Below are 26,446 nucleotides of genomic sequence, written 5' to 3'. Positions count from 1 at the left end.
TGTTTTAATAGTTTCTACTCTTTTTTGTGCTGTTGAACAATAATGCTAATCGATCCATCCCTTTCTGCATAAATTTTTTTTATGTTATCGAACGACTCCTGGTTAAGTTTCTTTCTAATAGTTTCCTGCATATCATCTACGCTAATTTGAGATTTTTTCATATTGCCTTGCAGGAAACTGCCATTGTCAAACAAGATGGTTCGTTCTCCTTTGACCCATTTGCTAAAGAGGGACGGTTTTATTGTTAACCGCCCAATGATGCGATGCATAATTACCAAGGTTGCAGAAGCCGCGACTGTTGGCAAAAAATCGGAGGCTCCAACTACGACTCGACTTAGTACAGCCCCCAACATTATTGTCACAACATTATCAAAACTCGAATGTTTGCCAAAAGCACGGATTCCTGCCAGGCGAATGAGTATTAACGCTATTATAAAGACAACCAATGAGCGCATAGACATTTGCAAGCTTGACAGGTCCTTTCCTTCCCCGAAGAGTTCCAATAATATATGCATGATCCAATTAAATAAAATTTACAATAACCACGAGTATTTTCTATCACTTAGCTGCTTTAGCCATATAAATTGTGGAGTGTTTTTCTCAATGAATTTTTTGATAAAAAATGATACCACTTGCTTAAAGAAGGTAGAATTTGCAACCCAGCATTAGTTACAATGAAACATTATAAGAATCAAAGCGGTGCACGATGCTCTGGACGAATTTAAAGATCAGGTTGTTTTTGTGGGTATATGTGAAGGAGCTAGAGGACGGTGGGCGAACAGTTGGTTTCTGCAATTTTGGGTAAAACGTACCGATTAGATTTATAATTCTCTTGAATATCATTTATTTATGAAAACCGGTAGCCACAAATGTTTTGTGACAACAAAACATTTGTATCCTTCTTTTCAACAAATAAGCTATCCGGTCTTTTGCCATCTTTTTACATTTGGCTTAGTCGGGATTTCGCAAACGATACCCACTTGCCGTATGAAAGAAGACAAAGAGATAACCATATATGATATCGCAAGGCGTCTCAATATTTCCGCGGCTACGGTCAGCAGGAGTTTAAAGGAGCACCAATCCATCAGTACCGCCACCAGGAAAAAGGTGCATGCCATGGCCAAAGAAATGGGATATCGTACCAACAGTTTTGCCAGGAACCTGCGCACCCAACAAACACACACACTTGGGCTTATTGTTCCCCGTCTTAATAGTTATGTCGTTTCTTCCATTATTGCTGGTATTGAAAATATAGCCAGTGAATATGGGTATAATATTATCATTAGCCAATCGTTGGGGTCAGCCAAAAAAGAAACGTCCAATATTAACATGATGTTTGACAGCCGTGTAGATGGCTTGCTTGTTTCCCTCGCTTATAATGCGAAAAACATGGACAAATTCAAGATGTTTTTTGACAAAAACATTCCAGTTGTCTTCTTCGATCGCGGTTGTGAAGATCCTCGCAGCCTCAACGTTGTAATTGATAATTACCGAAATGCCTACGATGTCACGCGGCATTTGGCAGAACAGGGATGCAGTCGTATCATGCACATAACGGGCGACCTTTCAACCAACATATATGAAGAGAGGTTCCGTGGGTATAAAGCAGCTCTGCGGGATTCGGGACTTTCTTTTAGTGATGATCTGCTGCTGGTGAGCGATTTGACGGAAAAAGCAGGTGTTGACGCTGGTAATCACATTTTGCAAATGACCAATAAGCCAGATGGTGTATTTGCTGCGAATGATAATTGCGCTGCTTATTGTTTACAAACGCTGAAGGAGGCAGGTGTAAAAATTCCACAGGAAATTGCGTTTGCGGGTTTCAATAACGATCCTGTTAGCAGAATCATTGAACCGAATCTTACGACGGTAAATTATCCTTGTCATGAAATGGGTGAGGTTGCAGCCAAATGTCTAATCGACCATCTTTCAGGAACACGAACAGTCGATAATGCCAATACCGTTGTCCTTCGATCAGAAATTATTGCGAGGGCGTCGTCGTTAAGAAAATGAAAGAATGCCCAATTACTACTTATAACCCAAGTCACTTCTTTAGGCGATTTTCTTTTTACTATGGTAATGTGGCTTTATCCATAACCGTTATTATCAAATCTCAGTTTGAAAAATAATTTATAAAAACACGTCAGGACATCTATCCTTAATTCCGGTCGCATTTGTTTCCCTTAGGGAAATATATCAATAGAAATAAGCATTAACAATCCCTTGCCCGTAGCGCATTAATATGAAGCAATGTTTTTTAACTAAAATGGTAACTATAATAATGTCAAAATATTTTAAACGGATTTTGCTCATGGCATCGGCAGTTGTTGCTGTTGAATGTTTGCCTGCGCAAAATCCATTGATCACAAATCAATACAGCGCGGACCCCTCTGCCAGGGTGTTTGGAGACAAAGTGTACATTTTCACTTCGCATGATATTCTGGCAACTCAAAACAGAGGGCGAGTGGGTTGGTTCTGTATGGAAGACTACCATGTATTTTCTTCATCCGATCTTACCACCTGGAAAGATAATGGTGTTATTGTAACGCAAAACAAAGTGCCGTGGGTAAAGCCGGATAGCTATAGCATGTGGGCTCCGGATTGCATTAACCGCAATGGAAAATATTATTTCTATTTTCCTTCAACACCTAAGGACACCAACATAAACGGCAAAGGTTTTACAGTGGGAGTTGCAATTGCTGATAAACCAGAAGGACCATACACGCCGCAAGTAGAGCCAATCAAAGGCGTTCGTGGCATTGACCCGAATGTTTTTATAGACAAAGACGGACAGGCTTATCTGTATTGGTCTCAGGGAAATATTTACGCCGCCAAGCTAAAAGAAAGCATGCTCGAGTTGGCTTCGGAACCCCAGGTGCTCACAGAATTGCCTGATAAAGGTTTAAAAGAGGGACCGTACATGTTTGAAAGAAATGGCATCTACTATTTAACCTATCCGCATGTTGCAAACAAAATTGAAAGATTGGAATATGCCGTGGGTAAAAGTCCGCTTGGGCCATTTACTGTTACAGGCGTGATCATGGATGAATCGCCCACCGGTTGCTGGACGAATCATCATTCTATCATTGAATTTAAAAATCAATGGTATTTATTTTATCACCACAATGATCTTTCACCGGCGTTTGATAAAGCCAGATCAATACGTTCGGATAGTCTCTTTTTTAATAAAGACGGTACCATCCGCAAAGTTATTCCAACGTTGCGCGGAATTGGTGTAACGCAGGCCACATCACAAATACAAATGGACAGGTACAGCGTCATCAGCAATGACGCGGCGATTGATTTTCTCGACACTGCAAACAGGTTTAAAGGATGGAAAGTAACGTTCAGCAAACCTGCAGCGTGGGTGCAATACAACAGTGTTGAATTTGGAAAACAATCCCCTAAAGCCATAAACCTTAGAGCTAAAAGCAGCGAAGGCGGAACACTTGAAGTCAGGCTCGATGATGCAAACGGACCTGTTGTTATTCAAGTTCAAATTCCGAAAAACAAAGAATGGGAATTGACGCAATCATCTTTAAAACGAAAAATAACCGGAAGGCATCATCTCATTGCCAGGTTAAAAGAAGGCAGTGACGTGGCCCTTGATTGGATACAATTTGAATAAGCTAAAAAGACAGAACGCCCGCCTGGATGATCTTTAGTCGGGCAGGCAGATTATCAAGATTGTCATGATTAAAAATGATTTGAAAATGGAGGTCATTTAAATAACAACTTTTCAATTTTTTGATATCCGGAATGACAGGCAACTTTCTTTTGGTTCTTCAAACAGATTAACAAAACGGAATTGAGTTTAAATTTCAAATAGGAATCATCACAAATCACGACAATCAGCAAAATCAATGTTCCATTCTCTCGGTATACTGTGGACAGCTATCCCTTGGTGTGATATCTGTCGCTGCATTTTTAACTCCAAACCTGGAATATGGTGATGGATAATGGGATCTCTTTTAAAAGGCATGCTCTCAGAAAAAAGTAATAAATTTCTCATAGCAAAATGAAAAATGTTTTGAACAAGATTTTACTCATATGTTTTTTGTGCACGGTAAAATGTTTTGCAGTGCTATACGGCCAATCGGTTAAACATAGTGTTACCATAACCTCTCCTGACAAAAAATTGAAAATAGCCGTTAACGAATCAGATGACAATGTGGTGTACAGTTTTACTGCAAATGGACAGCAATTGATTAAGCCGTCTGTTATCGGCTTAGATAGTGTTGGAAAATTCCACTGGCTGCAATCGTCATTAAACCATGTTAAGCAAACGTGGAAGCCTGTGTGGGGAAAGAGAGCCGCCGTACCCGACGAATACGATGAAGTGCTTATTGATGGGGCCGCATATAAAATAAGAATAAGAGTTTACAATGATGGATTTGCTTTCAAGTATGAGGGAGCCAACGCGGAGAAAGAATTGAGCCAGTTTAATTTTGCTGATAACTACACCGCCTGGTATTACAATGGAGAAAATAAGAACATAGGTCCCGAGAAATTGAAAGACGCCAATGGAATTCGCATGCCAGTAATGACCATTAGAGCAGATTCCAATCATTACATGGCAATACATGAAGCAAGCCTGGAATCAGGCGAGCCTTTGCTACTCAAGTCAAATCAGGGAACAACAAATTTTACCGTCGCTTCCAAAAGAGCAAAAGCATGGCGTGTGGTGTTGTTTGGCAGTACGCCGGGTAAAATGGTAGATTCTCACTTAATAGAATTGCTAAACCCTGAGCCTGCAAAGGGCCTGGATTTTTCGTGGGTTAAACCTGGGGTAGCTGTTTGGGACTGGCGCATTAACGGTGCAGAAGCAAAAGGATTTAAATATGATATGTCTTTGCCTTCATGGAAAAGAATGGTTGATTTTGCTGCGGGTAATAACATCAATACCCTCGTGCTGGATGCTGACTGGTATGGCCCTGAGTTTAATAAAGATTCTGATCCACTAAAAGGTGGCAAAATAGAACAGGTGCACCAGTTGCTTAATTATGCGCAGGCAAAGGGCATAGGCATTTGGTTGTATCTGAACGATGTTGGTGGTAAAACTTATCCGTTGGATCAAACCATTAAGCAGTATGGTCAATGGGGAGCGGTGGGCGTAAAATATGGATTTATGAATGGGAGCCCTGAAGAGAAAAACAAACATACACAGGTCATCACAAAACTTTGTGCTGAGAATAAATTACTGGTGGATTTCCACGACGGTCCCGTTCATCCTTACGGACAAATGCGTACATGGCCAAACGCTGTTACAAGAGAATACTGCCACTCACAGCTGGATGCTCATCGCGTGTTTCAGCCATCTACATTTGTGACTGCTGTTTATGTAAACATGCTGGCCGGCCCCCTGGATATGGACAACGGAGTGGTAGATATGATTCAAAAAGGCCGGGTAGATAACCCCACACCTGTCCCTTCAACCATTACTGCGGAAGCAGCCAGAACACTGATTGTATTTTCCGGAACAACCATCATACCGGATATTCCTGAAAACTATTTGAAACATCCGCAAATCTTAAAGTTCATCAGTGCAGAACAAATGCCATGGAAAGAAAGTAAAACCATAAGTGGAGAAATTGGCGAGTACATCGTAATGGCAAGAAAGTCTTCAGATTACAAATGGTTGATTGCAGCCGCAACAAACGAGAATGCAAGAACACTGTCAATTCCTCTATCAATACTTGATAAGGGAGAATACAAAGCAACCATCATTGAAGATGGAAAGGATGCAGACTTTAGAACCAACAAGGAAAGTTACGCAGTATCAACTTTGACTGTTTCATATGGTCAGAAAATAACGGTGCATCTGGCTCCCGGAGGAGGCGCTTGTGTTCTGTTGGAAAAGACTAAATAGAGAAGAGTGTTTGCACATGCCGATCTTTTTGAAATAGAGGGACTGCGTACATCAACTGGCTTGAGTAATAACGGCAACCTTGATCACGCGGAAACTTTTATAAGTCTGTTATTCATGCAGCGTTAATACTATTGCGGATCAATTGTTGCTAAAGCCGGCAATTATGCATTTTCGAACTTTTTGCTTAATTTATAGGCATGTTTAAAGCATGCCTTTTTGGATTGATCCTGGCCAGCTTTTTAATGACTCAATCCTTTGCTCAACAACCAAACTTCAACATGCAACAGCAACGACTGTTGATGGAAATGTCGGCAGCTTTCAAATTAGCTTCAAAAGAATTCAACATTGACTTTGACAGTGCCTTAGTAGAAACTTCAAGGTATAATGGCATGAACAGGATTTTTCTAATCGGTGAAGGATTTTATGATCATCCTGAACTGATTAAGAAAATATGGCCCGATCAGGAAAATATTGATTTACTTAAACGGAATTTACAATCAGTTGGAGCAACACAAAGATTAAATGACCTTGTATTGATTGGTGCATTTTATGCGTTTAAACCTGGAAGCGAGCACAAAAATATTGACAGCGCATGCAATTATCTTTTGAAGGCAAAGCAGGAAGCAGAAGGTGCCGGGCAACTTTCTCTGGCAAATCACTCACTTATCTTATTGGGAAAATGCTATCTCAAAAAACAGCAGTTCGATACGGCTACTATTTACTTTAAACAAGCCATCAATTCATCACAAAAGCTTGGCGACAAGGCAACAGAAGCAAAAGCATGGTTTTATTGGGGGCTTTATCATCCTTTTGATATGACTTCGTTTGTTGAACGAATTGGTTATCTAACAAAAGCGTATGAACTATACCTGCAATTGAACGACTTTGAAAAGCAGTCCGCCTGTCAATATTATATCGGTGGGCTTCAATATATGATAGGCAGATTTAAGGAGAGCAAGGATGGTTTTGAGCATTCATTGCGATTGGCAGAAAAAATTAAATTCCCGTATACGCAATATACCAGCTACTACACAAGCCTGGCTACGCGGGCTTTGGGTAATTACCCGCAAGCAGTAACGTTGGCGCTTGATGCTTTAAAAGCAGCAGAGTCGACAAAAGACAGTACATGTTTGGGTGAAATTTACCAGCTTCTTGGTAATTTATACGAAATAACATCGCTGAATAATGAAGACAAAACGTTTTGGTTTAGAAAGGCACTTAAAGAATACATTAAATTTAATGAGCCATCTATGTATTTGAGTGCAAGTGCGATCGCCAAAACAATGAATGATCAAAACCGGAGCCAGGAAGCATTGAAGCTAGTGTTGGACATGCTGAAAGAAAGACCAACTGATAACCCTGCCAATATCCAAAATATAGCGTTGGCGCTTGGCGATACATATGCAAAGCTTGGAAATTACAACGTGGCTGAAAAGCAATTTCTGTTAGCCGAACAGATGGAAGAAAAAGCACAGCAGACGAGAGGTGACGTAAGCAAATGGTTTTTGTATGAAAATATTGGATGGTTTTACCTCGGAGCAAAACAATACGAGAAGAGCCGAAAGTACTATGTCAAGGCTTTAACAGTGTTAGGACTCGACCGGGATCCGAAAAATTATTCCCGCGTACAAAATTCTCTTTATAAAATTGATTCTGCTACCGGGCATTATTTGGATGCTTTGAATCATTACAGGGAGTATCGAAGAATAGAAGACTCTTTGTTCAGTGTGAAGACGCATGTGCAAATGGATGAACTGGCGTTCAAATACAATGCGGAAAAAAAAGACAACGATATCAAATTGCTTACCAAACAAGGAGAACTGAAGGAGACGCAGCTTAAGCAATCTAAGATGAATACAAGAATCATGATTGGTGGAATCGTCCTCCTGGCTTTGTTATCTGCGCTTTTGTATAATCGTTACCGATTTAAACAAAAGAGTAATCAAAAACTTGAGGCCAAACAAAATGAAATCAATCAAAAGAATGCAGAGCTGATGCGCCTTTTGGAAGACAAGGAGTGGTTGATCAGGGAAATACATCACAGGGTAAAAAACAACCTGCAGATCGTTATTAGTCTATTAAACACACAATCTAAATACCTGGATAACCGGGAGGCCCTTCATGCTGTAAATGATAGCCGGCGCAGAATGCAGGCCATGTCATTGATCCATCAAAAATTGTATCAAACAGATAACGTGGCATTCGTAAACATGCAGACCTATATACGAGAATTGGTTGATTACCTGGAAGCGAGTTTTAATGATGGCGGGAAGATTTATTACGAGTTGATCATTGACCCCATAGAATTGGATGTCGTACAGGCAATACCTGTGGGTTTAATTTTGAATGAAGCAATTACCAATTCTATTAAATATGCTTTTGTAAATAAAAAAAATGGTTGCATAATGGTTAGCATGAAAACTATGACAAATAAGTCTGATGTGCGACTAGAAGTGAAAGATAATGGTATCGGGCTGCCTACAGGCTTTGATGTGGCACACCGCGAATCAATGGGGATAAGGCTTATAAAAGGTTTGGCCAGGCAGATTGGAGGTGAATTGAACATTGAAAATGACAATGGAACCAGCATTCAATTAAAGTTTTGTGCCGATAATAACCTCAAATCTATAAGCACCAAGGAATTGTTGAAAGCATCTATAAACATCGCATGATATGAACAAGAGTATTTTAATTGTAGAAGATGAGTTTGTTGTAGCTGATGATCTTCAATTGACACTTGAGCGGGAAGGCTATTCTGTCACCGGTATAGCCACCTCTGTCCGGGAAGCAAGGGAGATGGTTAAAAGGAAAAAGCCCGGTTTGGTTTTGTTGGATATTTATTTAAGAGGACCTGTATCTGGTATTGAATATGCCAATGAATTGAGGGAATCGGGTATTGCCTTTGTTTATCTCTCTGCCAATTCGAGTAAGCAAATACTAGAAGCAGCGAAAGCCACAGAGCCTTATGGATTTCTTGTAAAACCATACCGGGAAAGGGATTTGATAGTTACACTGGATATTGCTTTTTACAGGCACGAGCATAGCAAGGATGTAAGGTCGCAGGTAGAAGTGCACACGAATATCTCTAAAAAAGAAATAAAAAATAATACCCCTTTGGAAGGTATTGTTGGCAGTAGCCCTTCATTACTAACCATGCTTGATCTGGCATCTATTGTGGCGCCACAAGATACCTCTGTACTGATATTAGGTGAAAGCGGAACCGGAAAAGAGAAGTTCGCAGATTACATTCATCAAAAATCTCCGCGCCACCATCAGTCTTTTATAAAAATAAATTGTACAACACTTCCGCCAACGCTGATTGAAAGTGAATTGTTCGGTCATGAAAAGGGAGCTTTTACCGGTGCGATGGAAAAGAAGATTGGAAAATTTGAGTTGGCTGATAAAGGCACTATTTTCTTAGATGAGATCGGCGAAATGCCACTCAGTCTGCAGGTGAAATTATTAAGGGTATTGCAGGAAAAAGAGATTGAACGCATAGGTGGCAAGCAAACTATTAAGGTGGACGTGAGAATAATAGCCGCAACCAATCGTATCCTGGAATGTGAAATAGCAGAGGGAAGGTTTAGACTGGATTTGTATTATAGGTTGAATGTTTTTCCAATCACACTTCCGCCGCTTAGAGAACGCAGGGAAGATATCCTTCCTTTGGCTATGTCTTTTGCCGAAAAATTCAGCAAAAAATTCAACAAACCATTCGAAGGAATAAGTGACCATATGATCGCTGAGCTTCAAAACTACGATTGGCCCGGCAATATAAGGGAGCTTGAAAATGTAATAGAGCAATCTATGATTTTGCACGATGCGGGCGCAAGGTTAAATTTTCGAAAGCCATTTTCTCAGAGCAATTTATTAAAAAATTTAAAAGATCAGAATGTTACTCAGTCTGCTGGTTTGGCTGAAAACAAAATGTCCACAAATGTGCCTGTCAATGAAAGCACACTGGAGGAGAATGAACGTAACTACATTCTGCAAATACTAAAGAAAACAAATGGAAGAATAAGAGGTGCAGGAGGAGCAGCCGAGATTCTGAAAATTCCACCAACTACCTTGCATTCAAAAATGAAAAAGCTTGGCATCACCAGAACGCATCAATGAGGACAATCTTCCTTAAATGATATATCTATCATTCTTACAATGATAAAACCTGGAATAAATACATATTCCAGGTTGAAAACTACTCCAAGCTAAATGCCTACGCCGTTAATTCACCATAGATTCTTTTACTCATTGCTACGTGTTCTTTGAATGCATATAATGCAACTTTTGCCAGATGCTTTGTTTCTTTCTCTGATGCAGATGTAGTTTCGTCTGTGCTGCTAAGATAATCTTGTGCAAGGTCGCGTAAGAACTCATGGTTGGACAACTCGGCCTGCATATATGTTTTATCGAATTCATCACCTTCCAGTTCTTTTAATTTCATCAGAAATGCCTGACTTTCCTGGCTCAACGGTGGTGTTGGCGTGCCCACATCTTTCAAAACATCAATTACAGTGATGGCTTCCATTAATTCAAATCCTGCGAATTCTTTTGCGTTTTTTTGTGTCGCTTTATCAACAGCAAGCTGGCTTGCCATCATAGAAAGTTGTGCTCGTGGCATTACACCAGACCTGAATTCCTGTGCAGTTACTGAGGAGGATATCTCTCTTGTATCGGTTTGCATATTATTTATGTTTTATGGTTTTTATAATGTAGATGTGGAAAGCTGAAAATGGAGCAGCCATTACGCTGTTAAGTCGCCATAAATTCTTTTACTTAAACCCACATGCTCAGTAAAAGCAAAGAGCGCCAGGTTGGCAAGGTGAATCGTTTCTATATCGCTGCCTGATGAATTGCCGTTTGACCCGTTCAGGTAGGTTTTAGCAAGGTCGCGTAAGAACTCATGGTTGGACAACTCCGCCTGCATATATGTTTTGTCGAATTCATTGCCGCTTAGTCCTTTCAGCTTTGTAAGAAAATCCTGCCCTTCCTTACTCAAGGCGGCTTCCGGGGTTCCCAGATCCTTCAACACATTAATTACTGCAATCGCTTCCATAAGTTCCCAGCCCGCAAATTCTTTTGCGTCTTTTTGTGTTGCTTTGTCAACCGCCAGTTTGCTGGCTTGCATGGAAAGTTGCGCACGAGGCATCACTCCCGCGCGAAAATCTTTTGCAGTAACAGGTGAATTTGTTGCTGCAGGAGAGTGGTCTTCATCTTTACCTGCAAATGATTGCAGCATAGTTCCTGCTGTTGTAAGTCCAGCACTCATCGCGATGGCGCCGGTTAACGATTTCTTTATGAAATCTCTTCTTGGTTCGTTTGAGTTGCTTTGCATAATTGGTAATTTAAAATTTCAGCTCCGTTATTGAAGCCTGTCAATAAATTTCAAGTACCGAGCCACTTTGCCAATCATTTATTATCAACAACTTAAGATTTGCATGTTCTGTCCTTCAACTTTAGTTCGTAAATGATCTAGTCGAAAGACGAAATATCGGCTTTTGAATATGAGGTGAGATGTAGATACTGAACCGAAACAATCTCACTAAAATAATCGTTTTTAAAGATTCTGTAGCCTTGATTCGATAAGGGTAATGTGTCTGCCAGAAAGAGAGTCCTAATTGGTTTTGGAGAGGGAAAGAGCTAAGATAATTCTTTTGCTTCTCGTGTGCTTATTAACACGATCTTCAACAATACTGTTTATTGTAAACTACCGCCTCCGCTCTTCTCTTAAATTTAATTTATCCTTATCGTTATTTATTTTTTTCGGATAAATATCTGGGTCACCAAAAAATCCATTACTAATAACGAAATACCGTCAATGAAAAATGCCGGAAGACATCAAAGTTGAGTGATACATGAACACTAAATAGCGCTAGGATTTAGAGGTAAATAAAAATTCTGAATACGTCTTTTAAGCTAATGATCGAAAATGCCAAATTTTCATATGTCCGAAAAGCATTATGCTTATCAGCAAATTGATGCTGAGTAAAATACACTGTGGCTCGGAGAGCTAAAATTTTCCTTTTTTTAATTTTGATGATCTTCGAGCATGCCTGATGACCTTATCTTCAAGGCTAAATAAAGTCACTGTTGACTGGTTGAAGTTTAGCACAAGATTGTTGTCGAATGGATTTTTTAGAGTTAGGAGTGAAGCCGTGATAATTAAAGATTCATCATCTTTATAGGAAGCAGGGAACCTCAGGGCTTCAGCTCCCGTAAAAATGCACACGAAAGACCCGATGTTGACCAGTAAACTTTAAGTGAACATTATTATTAATGCGTCCTGAGATCCCATTTACAGTTATCGCTATTCATATCAAACTTGGCTAATGTCGGCGAACTGTCCGCAAAGGATACCAGTGCTAACTGCTCTTTCGAGTTGGGAACTACTTTAGGCATGATACGGTATGTTCCATCGGTCAATTGATCTATCATCCATAATTGCTCAGGCCCGCCGGTAAATTCAGGTACCGTTATCACTTCTGCGTCTGCAGTAGCCGCTAATGCTCTACCTGTTCCTGCTATCGTTATTTTATAATAAGGTGCTCCGAAGTGGCCGCCCACCCCGGGAACGGCAGTAATGGCCCATTTCTGATGCGGGCGGAACATATAGTCGCCTATTGTTACACCAATATTCCCGGTTGGCCAATTCTTTATTACGTCCGCCAACTCCTGTGAGGGAATAGGTTTTACCGGCTCATCGTTATTGCGGTTAAAGCCGCGCGCTACGCCTGCCATCCGGGTAAAATCAACGTCTATTTGTAGGGCATATCCCCGTCTTTCAGATGCTATTTCGTATGTTCCTTCTTTGAGGTTATCGCCCGCAACAGGCCATCCGTTTTTCCACAGCAAGGGGCGGATGCCAAGCACACTTCGGCCACCCTGGTCCAGGTCGGCTTCATAATGGCAGGACATTTTTTCAATTCCGTCTCCCAAAACTGTACGCCCGAAATGACCGGGGCCAATAAGCCTGTCACCGGCCGCCACAACCAGTCTACCACCGCCTTTTAACATCTCCCTGTCGATGTTATCAACATAAGGGCCGGTCACTTTTTTGGAGCGCCCGACAACAATATTATACGTGGAGTTCGGCCCGTCACAGCAAGTACCATGTGTGCCTAACAGGTAGTACCATCCATCGCGGTAGATCAGGTCTGTGGCTTCACAATCAATGGCGATATTCAAGGCTTTATTGCCCTCTACCCGCTTACCTGTTTTGGGATCAAGTTCCACCAGGCGGATGTATCCAAAATAGGTACCGTAAGTTAACCATAACTTTCCAGTGGCCGGGTCGAGAAGAAGGCTGGGGTCGATCGCATCATTATCTTCGATGCCATCGGATGAAGCAACTACTATAGGGTCCGAATATTTGAAATCGGGCGACTTTGGGTCAAGCGTTTTATTCCACATGGTCAATATCTTTCCATTATGCCCCCCGAACAGCCCGCCGCCGGTCGCACCATAAACAATAAGATAGCGGTCGCCAATTTTTAATATATCGGGTGCGGCCCCGCCGCCCGGGCGCACGGCGCCGTCGTTCCATGTCCAGCCATCATCGGATATCAGGCCGCCACCGCCCGTACCAAAGGTGTAATATTTCCCATCCGATTGTGCGATGGTAGAAGGGTCATGTATAAATGGTTTGCCAATTTGTGCAACGGCTGCCCCGCCGGCATATATCGAAAGCGCAGCTATGACGCTTACTATTTTAATCATCATGCTTAATATTAATTGTAGTAATGGTATTAATTTGTAGTAATGGTGAGGTCCTTTACCGGCGCTCCGTTCTCGTCCAGGAAGCGAACGCAAAAATCGCTTAATCCCGGGCCGTTGATCACCGCCCCGCGTAGTATATTTTCCCCTTTATGAAGTGTCAGGCGCGCAGAAGCGCCATCATCCATTACCATGCGCCTGTCGCCGTCGAGTATAACTGCTTGTGTTCCGTTCAGCCACCATATTGACCCTCCATTGGATCCTACTGCTAACCGCACATTTTTCATTTCGCGCGGGCTATTCACTATAGTTACCGCCCAAAACAATACCGAGTAGTTTTGCTTGTGAAGGCCGTAGGCGAAACGGAATAATTTCATATTGAAAGTCGGGCTTTCCAGGGCGTGCCATGCTAGTTCCTGCCCGCCCACCTTTACCTTTTCGCCATCTTTAGGGATAACGGTGAACTGGTCCGGGAAATAGCTAGTGTCAAACGCCTTCTTCAAGTAGTCAACCGTAAAAACAATATTGCTGCGTATTGACTTACTGATCGGTTCCAGTAACAACCAACGCTGGATAAATCCGTCGGCATCTGGTGTTTTTTTTGCCGTCGTTGCCGGTTTAAAAAATGGCGCGATACTGCGTATGCTATCGAGCTCTGTGATAGAGTCTATTCTCATGCCACGCGGAGGTCCGGCAGGAGGGGCAGTTTGCGCGTATGCGCCGGATACCAGCACGATGACCATGCTGATCGCAGTCAACCATATTTTAGGTGCAAATCTTATCATATGACAAACAGGTTATAATTACTGTCTAAAATACAATTATTATCACAAATCATTAAAAAAGGAGACTGCTTTGTACACCTCCCAATAATACTTGTTTCAATAACCTGGCAATAGTAAAATCAGCCTTAGGAGATTTTAAATTCTTATTGATGTAGTATTCATCTTCTAAAATTGAAACTTGTTCTTTAGTCTGCGTGGCATGGAGCCAGGATGGTTGATCGCTTTTACAATCAGTCCCAGAAAGATCGTTGCAATGATAGTTTTCAGTAAAGAAATATTAAAAAAGAAAATGCATACAAAGGCGACCTTAGCTACAACAATATGAATCGTTCCATGCAATGCTTTTTTGCCAATCTTAAATAGTGCTATAATAATGGGCGCTATCTCTGCTGGTTTTAGTCCATTGAACATGCTATTGATCAACGGTATGTTTCCGTATAGAACATACATTATACACAATGCAATTAAATAAGCGTAGCTGCTAGTACAAATAAAATACCCGCAATCAATCTCCCTTTTTTTTCATGCAGCAGGCGACCAATATAGATTGCCAATTGCTGCGCTTCTGGACCGGGCAATAACATACAAATGCTCAGCGCATGAAAAAGACGACTGCTACTTATCCATTTTCTTTTATCAACCAAATAATCATGCATCAAGGCGATATGGCCTGCTGTGCCTCCAAAGCTTATCCAGCCAAGTTTTATCCAAAACTTTAGAGCATCTATAAATGACGGTTCGTCCTGATTGTTCATATTATTCATGCAGATAAATGGGCCGGGGAATGAATAGGGAATGAAATCATCTATAAAGAAAGAGGGATTCTGCGAAAGTTTTTCGTATTCCTGATACGCTACAGCATCCAGCCACACGGTTTCGGCCATTTGTCTTCCGGTTATTGAAACCTGCATAAATGTAGTGTTTGCACTGGCTCCGTGACAATGAGGAATATTGGGCTGGCACCTTATGGTATCGCCCTTTTGCCGTATCTGTTTCAGCTTTCCTTTTTCCTGGTAATAACTTACACTACAATTGACCAATAAGATTTGCCCCGCTGGAATGCATATGCCATTTACTTGATGCTCCAGGTTCAAAAGTTACATTCCTACCGATATGCTGTTAAGGTTATTTGTTGGCGTTATGCAGTTAAGTTCTCTAGTTTTAATTTGGGGCCAATAGGATACTCCGTTTTCAGATTTTTAAAAATTGGTTTGAAGGCCTCCGGCGTCAAAAAGACATTATCAGATTAGATGCTCGAAAAAGAAAAACTGCCGATCAAAGTCTCAGCACATGATATGCTGTTTTTGCATGTAAATTTTTGCGAGGACCTTTAATGATCACTCTTGAAGATTTGGTTTGCCATTTGCTCTATTTCTGATATAGTCAAAGCGCTTCGTTCCCTGCTTTTATTTAATTCCAAGTACTGGTCAAACAATTCGCAAAATGCCATTGCCTGTTCAGTTCCCAATATGCCAAGTACACATTCAATATCATCAATTGTAAAAGAGCCGTCTTTGAGTTTTTGCCTGATTATGTCTGGGTCGAAATCTAGCATTTGAGATTGAGTTAATTTACATTTAAGTAATATGATCCAGAAGCATTGTTATCTTAAAGTCTATTAATATTATAGAATATATAGATATTATCTACAATAGTAAGCAGGATAGAAGGTTCTTGCAATACCACGAATCGGGTATTGCAAAAACTGATAAGCGTTGTAACTATTTTTGATTAGATTGATCTACGTCGGATGAGTAGGCGCCAAAGGATTATATTAAGGAATTGAGCTGGCCCTCCACCAATCAGAAAGTTCTGTTTTTAAATTCAATAACATTTGTAAACTATAATGAACCCGAAGGCATGACTGTGATAACAAATTGTACTGAGATCTACTCCAATTCTGGATTAATGAAAGCCTGATTTCAAAAATAGCGCATTGCCCAGTTTGCCATGTGCTTTAATAGCATCCTTCTGAAAATCTGTTATTCTTTTATACAGAGAATGAACAATTCCATTCGGAAGAAAAGTGATGAAATAGAATAGGAGCGTGTAGCATGCTATTTATCTTCAATTTTAAAGGAGGACATTAAACGTGACAATGTAAGGGTACTATAAACGCTTAGCTTTTCAAATATCCGGCGCTTGTAAGTGTTAGCAGTGGAGTATTGAATATTAAGGTCTGTACAAATTTGAGGTAAGGATTTACCTTTGTTGATGAGCATGGCGATTTCCAGTCCACATGTAGATAGTTTATTGAATGGTTTCAATGTGACATCGTTTACCTCGGGACAAGATAATAATCTCTCGAGTGCATCCGAAGGGTAGACGCCACCGTCTAAAATTTTTTCTTATTGCCAGCATAATCTCGGGATTAGTGTCTGTTTTATGCAGGTATTCTTTTGCACCCAGTTGAAAACTGCGCCGTCCAAAAATGTCCTCTGTGTGCATGGCAAAAATAAGGATAGCCGTGTGTGGAGTCGTCGCCCGCAACCAATCCATCAGATTGCTAAAATCCGACCCAGGAAAGTTAATATCATTAGGCAGATTGATGTTTTGAAAATTCAAGGAATACAGCCTAAGTAAATCCTTATAGAATAGTTCGAATCTTATGGTACCGACAGAAAAACAAAAGTTTATTACACGCAAATTAGACGCAATAGCTAAATGGCGCAGTTGATTTAGGATTGAGAGTTTACGAAATAGGAATTAGGAGTTAACGTAGTAAAGCATTTCTGCAAAGCGAATATGTGTTTAACTCCTTAAACTCATTTGTTTTTTGGGATGGTTACTTCTAGAGCTACTCTTTTGTTTCCGGTGTTACATGTCAATTTTTTTTAGCGAACATGTATATTCATCTGTCAGGAAGTTTCTTATTGTTTGAATGTGTTATTCGCTTCATCAGTCGAACTAACAAATCATTGCAGTTCGCAAGTATCGAAGGCGGCAAAGGAACTTTAAAACTTATATAAAAGCAGTGCAAAAGTACACCTACAATACTATCCGAATTTTTCGAATCATCTAGTCTCTATGGCTTTGGTTATTTTTATTTCTTATTTTTGTTTTATTAATTTTTGCCAGTAGTTGCCAAAACTGGCGGATAAACGGCGGACAATACAGATAAAGCCTTGATTCATAGCGTGAGTTCGAATCTCCTCTTCCGCACATTCACTATATCGATTCTGAACTGAAGCCTTCTTGGGAATTTCGCTACGGTATCATTTTTGTTTGCATGTAGCAATATTCCAATAGCATTTTTTCCTATAGTGATTTCTTTAATTCTATCATAATAGTAAAAGCACATCTGTAATCGGGTAAGATGCTGATGTATAAATTTATTAATCTTGATTTCGATTATCACAAAACAACGCAAAAGAAGATTATAACAAACCGGGTCAATAAAAAAATCATCTCCTTCAATATGAATTCTTTTTTGTCTTGCAATAAAAGAAAATCCATGACCTAGCTCCAGTAGAAATTCTTGCAGGTGGATAATGATTGCATTCTCCAGATCTTTTTCATAATAGGAGATTTCCCTTTTTAAACCGGGAAACTCAAGAAACATTGGTTCTTTAATAATTTCTATTGCGTCAGAGGGGAGTTTTTCTTTATTCGCCACGGCGAGCAAACTTTCCTTGTCACAGCTAGCTAAAAGACGCTCATACAACCTGCTCAAAATTTGTCGATCTAATTGCCGAACGGTCCAATTGTTTTTGATTATTTCGGCGATATAAAACTGTCTTGAGTGCTGATTTTCAATCCTTAGCAAAATTTTATATCAACTTCAGCTCAATTGCGAATACACTGTATTCGCAATTGAAAATGTTCGATAAAACTAGCGATATAATTCAATTTGTCTTTTGAAAAACCCAGTTCCATATTCAGGTACCAATTGGTCAGAGACGAATTTTGTAATGGAGTGCCATAATCTGCGCGGTCCTTTCCCTGTTGTTCTTTTTCGAAAATTCGCTTTCCGATATGCCAATACATTAGGGTTCTTTGACGATCAACCGCTCGAATGGCATTTTCCCTCGAGGTTAGAATAATATCCTTGATATCGTTTATAATCGATTTGCTAAATTCCATCATCTGAATGTTTAATAAATAGGATTAATAGTTGTAGAATCTTTCTTCCAATTGTCCTTGTGAGGTAAAGTCATTATTGCCTCCATTGGCTGATGAGGTCGATGGCGTTTATATGTTCTTTGGACCTGTTCCGTTGTTGTGTGCCCCATCAAATAGGCAACTGTCGCGTCATCGACCCTTTTATCTTGTAATAGAATAGAGAAACTCAACCTGGCACATGACCATGTAATGTGTTTATTAATGCCTGCGGCAATAATCCAATTTTGTAAAGTCTTATTGGAACCGTCTTGAGAGGGTAATTGAAATACCAATTTCTTCTGCCTATCAGGTTCGTGAACTAAATCCATATTATTTAAAGCAGCTTGCTCGTTCAAAATATCCTCGGCAATTGGATGTAATGTTAGAACCACCGGTCTGCCTGTTTTCTTTTGAATAATTCTGGTGACCAAATTATTTCCTTTAAGTTGTTGCCACCGCAATGTTTTGACATCCACCCATCGAAGGCCGGTATAACAGGAAAACAAGAAGGCTGTCTTAATTTGCTGATTTACACACGGCGATTTCAAAAGTTTCAAATATTCATCGGCTTCCAGGTTTTCTTTTAATGAAGCGCTCGGGTTTGATTGTGCCGCAATCTCTTTAGTTGGAGCTTCTTTAAAATATCCATCACTTTTAGCGGCATCCACTACCCACTTAAACCGTGCAAAATAATTAAGCGGCGTTTCTCCATTAAAATTGTCCAATAAGTAGCGCCTAAAAGATTTGCAGAAATTTTCTGAAATTTCAATGGGGGAAATGAATTTCCTATTGATAAATGTCTTGAAATGCTTCAAACTGTTTTGGAGATGTCGATTGCGTTTACGCTTATGGGTTTGAACATATTCTTCATAGTAATCCAAAAAATTAGCTTTGAATTTGTGCGAGGGTATATAGCCAGTTCCAGTTGCTTGTTGGTCAATTATTGCCTGGCCTCGCTTTACTTCAAGAATTGCAATTGTTTCTTTGTTATGATTTCTTTGCAGGGCATCTTTAGGTTTAACGTAAGTAAACAGGCCCAGTGAGCCACGTTGTCCTTTTCCGCGCCCGTTGTCAAAGAAGTAAAGTATTTTGTCACCTTTATTATTTAGTCTTTCTCCTATATTCATAGCTGCGTGCTTTAAGGTTAAAAAAAATAGGGCACAAGGTGCGTGCCTGATAAGTTGGCAATAGAACTGCTAAACTGTGAATGGAAAAAAGCGATAGGAACCGGAAGAAAGAATTTTTAATGGTTTTTGACTTGCAATTTGTCAGTGTCAATTTTTTCTGCCAATTTTTCTGATTGACATAATTGCCAGGAGGGTTTAAATCCTGGGTGACTTGTTTGAATGCAGGAAGATAGGGTGTTTCGTGTGTTACCCACCGTGATTTTTTTGCGCAAGTGTGCTGATCGAATAGGCCAAGTGTGCCAGCAAAACCGTGTGTCATTTCGTGTGTCATTCGTGTGTCGTTAGAAGTGAAAAAAAGCGTGAAAAAGAGGACAAAAACGACATTGATGACAAAAAAATAGGTTGAGAATCAATGATCCTCAACCTAACAATGTGCCCAGGACTGGATTCGAACCAGCACACCTCGCGGCGCCGCCACCTGAAGACGGTGCGTCTACCAATTTCGCCACCTGGGCATCCTTTAACAGGGGTGCAAATATATGAAGTTGAATGAAATAAGTGATAAGTTTTCTGAAAAAGTTTTGAGTGGTGAGTTATGAGTTTTAAGTACTAATAAAAGCTAAGCACAAAAACTCATAACCCAACTCTCAACTTTCAATTCTTTTACACTGCTACATTAAAGTCGCGCAAAGCATCATTCAAACTTGTTTTCAAGTCTGTGCTTGGTTTACGCTGACCAATGATCAGGGCGCAGCTTACATTATATTCGCCAGCGGGGAATTTTTTTGCATATGTACCAGGAATAACAACACTTCTTGCCGGTACGCGTCCTTTGTATTCAATCGGCTCTGCGCCGCTTACGTCGATAATTTTTGTGCTTTGCGTCAGTACTACGTTTGCACCCAATACCGCTTCTTTTTCTACACGAACACCTTCTACCACAATACATCTTGAACCTACAAATACACCGTCTTCAATAATTACAGGAGAAGCCTGCAATGGTTCCAGCACTCCGCCGATACCTACACCACCGCTGAGGTGAACGCCTTTGCCTATTTGAGCACAGCTGCCTACGGTTGCCCATGTGTCAACCATTGTACCTTCGTCAACAAAAGCACCAATGTTTACGTAGCTTGGCATTAATACCACGTTTTTGGCGATGTATGCTCCATATCTTGCCACTGCGTGTGGAACCGCACGTACGCCCAGTGAAGCGTAGTCTTTCTTCAGTTCCATTTTATCGTAAAACTCAAACGGAGGTAATGACATGGTTTTCATTTGCTGAATACCGAAGTACATCAGAATGGCTTGTTTCACCCATTCGTTCACTTCCCAGCCACTTTCTACGGGAGCAGCAACTCTCAGTCTTCCTTTATCCACTTCTTCAATCACCGCTCTTACGGCATCGGCATATTTCGCGTCTTTCAACAACTCGCGGTTTGCAAATGCTGATGTGATCAATTCTTTCATGCTTGAAAATTTTTTGCAAACATAAAGGAATCGAAAAAAATAAAGGAAAAAACCTGCAAACGGGCCGGATATTCTATTTTTGACCTAACTCTAAATGATTCATAACCCTTTCAGGCGAGTCGCATTCGCTCTAACCCGTATGAAAAAAATTGCATTACTGTTGTGTTGCCTGATGCTCGTTAAAATTGGACATGCACAGAATCAACCTTCTCTGGACAAGGCCATACCCAAGAACGGTTTTTTGCGCAACGTAGGCCAGGTCCGCGATCAGGATAATAAACCCGTCCCATCCGTATACTACCAGGCCAATATAGGCAATGAGCAGTTTTTTATAACCAGATATGGGCTTTCAATTGTTTTTGCACATAGAAACACACTTCAAAAGCGAAGGGCGGTGCAGGAACGCAAAAAAATGACAGCAACGAATGAAAGGGATTCGATATACACTGCTTCTTACAGGATTGAAAGAGTGGATATCGTTTTGAAAAACGCCTTCATCGATCCGGCTCAAATAGCAGAAACATCTCTGGCGGGCTCTCCGGTTTACAATATGTACACCGATTCACTCGGCATCATGCCCCAAAGCCTGCAGTTGAAAAGTGAAATTCTAATTAAGAATGTATATCCTGGTATTGACTGGAAAATATATATTAAAGAGGTAGATGGCCGTCAAATTGTTAAGTACGATTTCATTGTACATCCGGGCGCCGATCCTGATCAAATAAAACTTCAATACTCGCGCAATGCCCGCATGAAGATGGCGAATAATGAAATAGCCGGAGAAACAAACATAGGACAGGTTCGCGAGGGAAAGCCTTTTTCTTATTTGCAGAAAAATAAAAAAGAAGTACAAACTTCTTATACTCTAAAGAATAATCAAATCGGTTTTAAAGTCAACAATTATGACAAGGGCCAAACGCTTGTGATTGATCCATCTATTTTTTGGCTCACTTACCTTTCTACTTCGGATAAGAATGTCCTGGCCGTTGTTGCCGCCACCGATGTAGAAACGGATAAGCAGGGAAATATTTTTGTTCAACTTTCAATAAGTGCCAATACTCCTTTTATTACTAAGGATCCGGGAAATGGAGCGTATTATCAGAATGTAACTACCGCGCCAAACGGTTCTATGGTAATAATGAAATTTACTCCAGAGGGACAATTGTTGTGGTCAACTTTTTTTGGAGCGGAAAAAGCTATAAACAGTTCAGTGATGACAGTTGATAAATTTGACAACATCGTTGCGCTTGGCTATTTTCCAGAGTATCAAAGTAAAATTCCATTACTGGACAATGGAGGTTTTTTTGATCGGAACCAGAAGAAGTATTTTATCACCAAATTTTCAAACGATGGCAAGTTGATATGGAGTTCCTTTTATGCAAATTTCAGCACTTATCCGATGGATATGTCGTACGATATAAATGGAAATGTATACGTAACAGGGTGGTCCGAGTCCGCGGATTTTCCTTTGACGGATCCTGGAAATGGCGCCTATTTTGAAACCGCTTCTGGTATCGGCGCTGAGCAATTGTTGTTTATTTCCCAATTTGATGCGAGCAATCGCCTTACATGGTCCACGCGGTTCTATGGAGAAAATGATGATTACAACGCGAGGATATGCACCGATAAAATTGGAAATATTTACATCGGCGGCAATGTCCGTTCGGCTAAATACCTGATGGTGGATAACGGCGGGTATTTTAATCCGAAAGGATGGGGAGCCATCATTACAAAATTTAATGCGGCAAGAAAGATGACCTGGTCTACTTTCTTGCCTACTTACCTGAACGTAGGGGATATAACGGTTGATGACAGCTGCAATATTTATATTACACAGTCTCAGTATGTCCTTAAGTTTGACAGTCTCAACAAATTCGTGTTTCAAAAAAATGTCAATACCACAAGAATGCACTTTTGGGAGAAAATCAATTACGATAAGTATCATGACCAGGTGCAGCTCCTGGGGGTAATGAATGATCCCTACTGGGATTTTCCCTCAAAAAACACTAATTGCGGGAGTTTTTATAAAGAGTCGGGGTCAATGTTTAAATACCCCACCTACACAATGCCCATATTTGCAACCCTTGATCATAACGGAGCATTTACTTATTTGACACTCGCAGACTGGCCATATGAATACTATGACTACAATGAGATGGCTGTGGATCCTTCAGGAAATATGGTCTACGTATTTGGCCATCAAAAAGGCGGTTCTTTTAATCCAAATCCTCAACTAACAGACCCCGGCAATGGTGCTTATTTTAATAGTCAGTGTTGCTCATACGTAAACTCTCAGGCAGGATTGTCCTCTCTTTTAATGAAATTAACCTACAACAATGAACTTTTCGTGACCCCAAAGATCGCCGCACCTACTACCTGTGGCTGCAATGGTACAGCTGAACTGTCAGTTACCTGCGGGGCCGACCCTTACAAATACGAATGGAGCAATGGTGCAACAACCGCTGCTGTGACAGGGTTGTGTTCTGGCACGTATATGGTAAAGGTTACAGACGCCAACGGCTTGTCGGTCAAAAAGAGCATTGTTGTTCCCAATCCTCCGGGAAGTATTACAGCTGCGCGGTTAACAACCACTCCTGAAAATTGTGACAAAGCAAACGCAATGATATTTGTTAATGATGTAACCGGGGGTACAGCACCTTTCACATACGCCGCGGACGAATCTCTTTATCAGGCAACTCCAAAATTTACAGGATTGGATTCCGGTACACACATATTGCATATAAAGGACGCAAACGGGTGCTCATATCACGATACACTTTTGTTGGCAAGGATACCGGGGCCTCAGTCTTTTGCATCTGATAAAACAAGCAGCACCTGCAAAAGCAATGATGGCACACTTCGTATTTCAAACATCAGCGGAGGCGAAACGCCGTACACATTTATTTTGGAAAATGCTGGCACAAACCACACCGGTATATTCAATACACTCGCTCCCGCAGATTATCAGATAAAAATTATAGACAACGCAGGCTGCGAGCTTTTATCAAAAATTTCAATAGACAAAACGTTGCCTCCTTCAGATGCCGTAATTTCTGTAACAGATGACCATTGCGATAGCAAGATCGGTTCTCTTACTGTTACAAATGTTGCGGGAGGAAAATCGCCGTTTTCGTTTTCTGCCGATAATGTAGTTTTTACATCGGGAAGTATTTCAAACTTAAATGCCGGAACATACAAAGTCTACATTAAAGATGACAATGGCTGTGTGCTTAGCAAGGAATCTGTTGTTTTGAAAAACCAGCCCGGGCCGGCAGCTGTCAATATTGATATTGAAAATGCGTACTGCGGAAAAACAAGCGGCGGGCTTAACGTTGCTTCGGTTACAGGTGGTATATCTCCTTATATTTATGCAATCGACGCCGGAGAATTTGGTACTGCAGAAAAATTTTCTGATGTAGCTCCGGGAGGCCACAGGTTTTCTGTAAAGGATAAATTTAATTGTGCTTACACAAAAGATTTTGAAATAAAATACAGACCTCTGGCCAAAATTTCAATATCGCCTGAAGATACCACTGTTTGTTATGAAGAAACGCTGCAATTGTATCTTGAAGGAGACAAGTCTAAAGTAAAGAACATTAACTGGAGCATTCCAGCCTCAGGATCTTCGGCTTTTATAAAAGTGCGAAACAATCAACGTGTGACCGCTGCCGCAATTGATGAGAATGATTGTCCAATTACAGCAAACGCAATAATAAATGTAAAGGCTTGCAGCACACCTGAAAACTGTCTCCATATACCGAATGCATTTACGCCTAATAGTGATGGCAAAAATGAAACAATAGGGCCGGTAACCCTTGGCTGTCAAATTACGGACCTAGCCTTTCAAATCTATAGCAGGTGGGGAGAAGTGGTGTTTGAAACAAATGACAAGAATAAACGGTGGGATGGCTACTATAAAGGATTGATACAGCCGGGTGGTGTTTACATATACACCTGCAGTTACATTACAGATGATGGCGTGAAAAGATTTCAGAAAGGAGCCATAATATTGATAAGGTGATTTTATACGCGAAAATATAAAGAGGTCCGGGTGAGAACTTGTTCAATGCAGGCTGGTACAAATTTTACAGTGCGATAATAATGGCGGCCAGGCCACGTATCGTAACTTTAAAACAAAAAACTTATTTATGATCACTGCACTTGACAAAAACACCGCTCTTGTTTTGATTGATCTCCAGAAAGGAACCTTGAGCGCTCAGCTGGCTCATCCTGCCAAAGCTGTATTGGCAAACGCCGCAAGGCTGCTGGATGCTTTTAGAAATGCGAGTCTGCCAGTTGTGATCGTGCATGTAAACCCTGTAGGCGCGCCGTGGACGAAGACCCGGAAGCAAGTAAGTATGATTCCTGCAGACGCCGAAGGACAAAAAGCTGCGGAGGCTAAGATGCAGGAAGAGGGGTTCTTTACGATAGTGCCTGAAATTATGCTGCAGCCGGGCGACCTGCTGGTAACGAAAAAAACATGGAACGCTTTCTACGAAACAGGGTTGCATGACGAGCTGCAAAAAAGAAATGTTACCGGAATTGTACTGGGCGGCGTTTCTACAAGCGTGGGCGTGGAAGGCACGGCCAGGGCTGCGAGTGAACTGGGATATAACATTACATTGGCCTCTGATGCAACTACCGACAGGATAGCCTCAGCTTACGAACACAGCGTGAACACTATCTTTCCCCGGATCAGCGAAGTAGATACTACAGACGCTATCATCAAAACGCTGAATGGAAAATAATTGTCAAAAAGTTATTTATTAATCGGGCAGCATTACAAACGAATGTCGAAAACAATTATCTTGCCTCAAATAAGTTCATAACATTTTATATGGCATTACTTGAAGAACACTTAGTAGTAAAAAAATCCGGGTTACCCAACGCCGGTAAAGGTTTATACACCAGGAAGCCTATCCCCAAAGGCACCCTCATCGTAGAATACAAAGGCAAATTCACTACCTGGAAGGAGGTCGATCATGATGAAGGCAGCAACGGTTATATATTTTTTGTCAACCGCAATCATGTGATCGATGCCCGTGAAACGCCCGAAGAACTTGCACGCTATGCCAACGACGCAAAGGGTTTGCAACGTGTAAAAGGCATCAGCAATAACAGCGAATATGAAAAACAGGGAAAACTTGTTTTTATAAAATCACTAAAAGATATTCCCGCTGGCAGCGAAATCTTCGTGTCCTATGGAAAAGAATATTGGGACACAGTGAAAGAGAACATGAAGATTGATAAGGTGAATGGGAAGAAGTAGGGGGAAATTAATAATTAAGAATTAAGAATTAATAGGTGTAGCACGGTGTGGTAATAGCATAGTCTGCTCTACATACAACAGGGCCGCATTCTTGAACGAATGCGGCCCTGTTAAT

Annotated in this window: 18 protein-coding genes, 1 tRNA gene and 2 pseudogenes; 8 read left to right on the top strand and 13 right to left on the bottom strand. The window is 40.8% G+C overall.

Annotated features, from left to right (window positions below):
- Positions 1–14: 14 nt before the first annotated feature.
- A complete protein-coding gene (locus KTO63_RS16135) occupies positions 15–515 on the bottom strand; it encodes a DUF421 domain-containing protein (RefSeq protein WP_217792420.1) in 501 nt (166 codons plus the stop codon).
- Positions 516–987: 472 nt separating this feature from the next.
- Here KTO63_RS16135 and KTO63_RS16130 point away from each other — a divergent pair, with 472 nt between their 5' ends.
- From KTO63_RS16130 to KTO63_RS16110, 5 genes are all read left to right on the top strand, one after another.
- Entirely contained in the window at positions 988–2,013 is a 1,026-nt protein-coding gene (locus KTO63_RS16130; protein WP_217792419.1) for a LacI family DNA-binding transcriptional regulator, read from the top strand.
- Between the two features lie 268 nt (positions 2,014–2,281).
- Positions 2,282–3,628 carry a family 43 glycosylhydrolase gene (locus tag KTO63_RS16125; protein WP_232373211.1) on the top strand — a complete coding sequence of 449 codons (1,347 nt, stop codon included), beginning with the start codon at positions 2,282–2,284 and terminating at the stop codon, positions 3,626–3,628.
- Between the two features lie 453 nt (positions 3,629–4,081).
- Positions 4,082–5,869 carry a glycoside hydrolase family 97 protein gene (locus KTO63_RS16120; protein ID WP_217792418.1) on the top strand — a complete coding sequence of 596 codons (1,788 nt, stop codon included), beginning with the start codon at positions 4,082–4,084 and terminating at the stop codon, positions 5,867–5,869.
- Between the two features lie 197 nt (positions 5,870–6,066).
- Complete coding sequence (locus tag KTO63_RS16115) at positions 6,067–8,541, top strand: tetratricopeptide repeat-containing sensor histidine kinase (protein WP_217792417.1); 2,475 nt, start codon at positions 6,067–6,069, stop codon at positions 8,539–8,541.
- 1 nt (position 8,542) lies between these two features.
- The gene (locus KTO63_RS16110) at positions 8,543–9,985 is read left to right on the top strand and encodes a sigma-54-dependent transcriptional regulator (protein WP_217792416.1); all 1,443 of its coding nucleotides are present in this window, start codon (positions 8,543–8,545) and stop codon (positions 9,983–9,985) included.
- A 97-nt stretch (positions 9,986–10,082) separates the two neighbouring features.
- Here the strand turns inward: KTO63_RS16110 and KTO63_RS16105 are convergent, their stop codons facing one another.
- From KTO63_RS16105 to KTO63_RS16050, 12 genes and pseudogenes are all read right to left on the bottom strand, one after another.
- Positions 10,083–10,550 carry a DUF4142 domain-containing protein gene (locus tag KTO63_RS16105; RefSeq protein ID WP_217792414.1) on the bottom strand — a complete coding sequence of 156 codons (468 nt, stop codon included), beginning with the start codon at positions 10,548–10,550 and terminating at the stop codon, positions 10,083–10,085.
- Positions 10,551–10,610: 60 nt separating this feature from the next.
- Positions 10,611–11,201: a DUF4142 domain-containing protein gene (locus KTO63_RS16100; protein ID WP_217792412.1), complete on the bottom strand. Its 591-nt coding sequence runs from the start codon at positions 11,199–11,201 to the stop codon at positions 10,611–10,613.
- 938 nt (positions 11,202–12,139) lie between these two features.
- Positions 12,140–13,585, bottom strand: a complete 1,446-nt coding sequence (locus KTO63_RS16095; RefSeq protein ID WP_217792411.1) for a family 43 glycosylhydrolase — start codon at positions 13,583–13,585, stop codon at positions 12,140–12,142.
- A gap of 26 nt (positions 13,586–13,611) precedes the next feature.
- Positions 13,612–14,364, bottom strand: coding sequence for a hypothetical protein (locus KTO63_RS16090; protein ID WP_217792410.1), 753 nt, complete (start codon positions 14,362–14,364; stop codon positions 13,612–13,614).
- 165 nt (positions 14,365–14,529) lie between these two features.
- A pseudogene (locus KTO63_RS26545) lies at positions 14,530–15,119 on the bottom strand (chromate transporter).
- A gap of 1,302 nt (positions 15,120–16,421) precedes the next feature.
- The gene (locus tag KTO63_RS26540; RefSeq protein WP_217792408.1) at positions 16,422–16,631 is read right to left on the bottom strand and encodes a LuxR C-terminal-related transcriptional regulator; all 210 of its coding nucleotides are present in this window, start codon (positions 16,629–16,631) and stop codon (positions 16,422–16,424) included.
- 863 nt (positions 16,632–17,494) lie between these two features.
- Positions 17,495–18,037 (bottom strand): PDDEXK nuclease domain-containing protein, encoded by a 543-nt coding sequence (locus KTO63_RS16070; RefSeq protein WP_232373208.1) that lies wholly within the window; start codon positions 18,035–18,037, stop codon positions 17,495–17,497.
- A gap of 36 nt (positions 18,038–18,073) precedes the next feature.
- Positions 18,074–18,130 (bottom strand): annotated as a pseudogene (locus KTO63_RS26535) (hypothetical protein); the annotation flags it as partial.
- Between the two features lie 20 nt (positions 18,131–18,150).
- Entirely contained in the window at positions 18,151–18,447 is a 297-nt protein-coding gene (locus KTO63_RS26530) for a DUF1016 N-terminal domain-containing protein (protein ID WP_394371633.1), read from the bottom strand.
- Between the two features lie 11 nt (positions 18,448–18,458).
- Positions 18,459–19,592 carry a site-specific integrase gene (locus KTO63_RS16060; protein WP_217792405.1) on the bottom strand — a complete coding sequence of 378 codons (1,134 nt, stop codon included), beginning with the start codon at positions 19,590–19,592 and terminating at the stop codon, positions 18,459–18,461.
- 433 nt (positions 19,593–20,025) lie between these two features.
- Positions 20,026–20,107 (bottom strand) — tRNA-Leu (locus KTO63_RS16055).
- A gap of 148 nt (positions 20,108–20,255) precedes the next feature.
- Positions 20,256–21,062, bottom strand: a complete 807-nt coding sequence (locus KTO63_RS16050; protein ID WP_217792404.1) for a 2,3,4,5-tetrahydropyridine-2,6-dicarboxylate N-succinyltransferase — start codon at positions 21,060–21,062, stop codon at positions 20,256–20,258.
- A 139-nt stretch (positions 21,063–21,201) separates the two neighbouring features.
- On the opposite strand from KTO63_RS16050, the gene KTO63_RS16045 reads away from it, so the two are divergent.
- From KTO63_RS16045 to KTO63_RS16035, 3 genes are all read left to right on the top strand, one after another.
- Positions 21,202–25,083, top strand: a complete 3,882-nt coding sequence (locus tag KTO63_RS16045) for a DUF7948 domain-containing protein (RefSeq protein ID WP_217792403.1) — start codon at positions 21,202–21,204, stop codon at positions 25,081–25,083.
- Between the two features lie 127 nt (positions 25,084–25,210).
- Positions 25,211–25,810 (top strand): isochorismatase family protein, encoded by a 600-nt coding sequence (locus tag KTO63_RS16040; protein ID WP_217792402.1) that lies wholly within the window; start codon positions 25,211–25,213, stop codon positions 25,808–25,810.
- 89 nt (positions 25,811–25,899) lie between these two features.
- Positions 25,900–26,331, top strand: a complete 432-nt coding sequence (locus KTO63_RS16035; RefSeq protein ID WP_217792401.1) for an SET domain-containing protein — start codon at positions 25,900–25,902, stop codon at positions 26,329–26,331.
- Positions 26,332–26,446 lie beyond the last annotated feature (115 nt).

The organism is Pinibacter aurantiacus, from assembly GCF_019130065.1.
In the GTDB taxonomy this organism is placed as follows: domain Bacteria; phylum Bacteroidota; class Bacteroidia; order Chitinophagales; family Chitinophagaceae; genus Pinibacter; species Pinibacter aurantiacus.
This window is presented reverse-complemented; position numbering and strand designations above follow the sequence as displayed.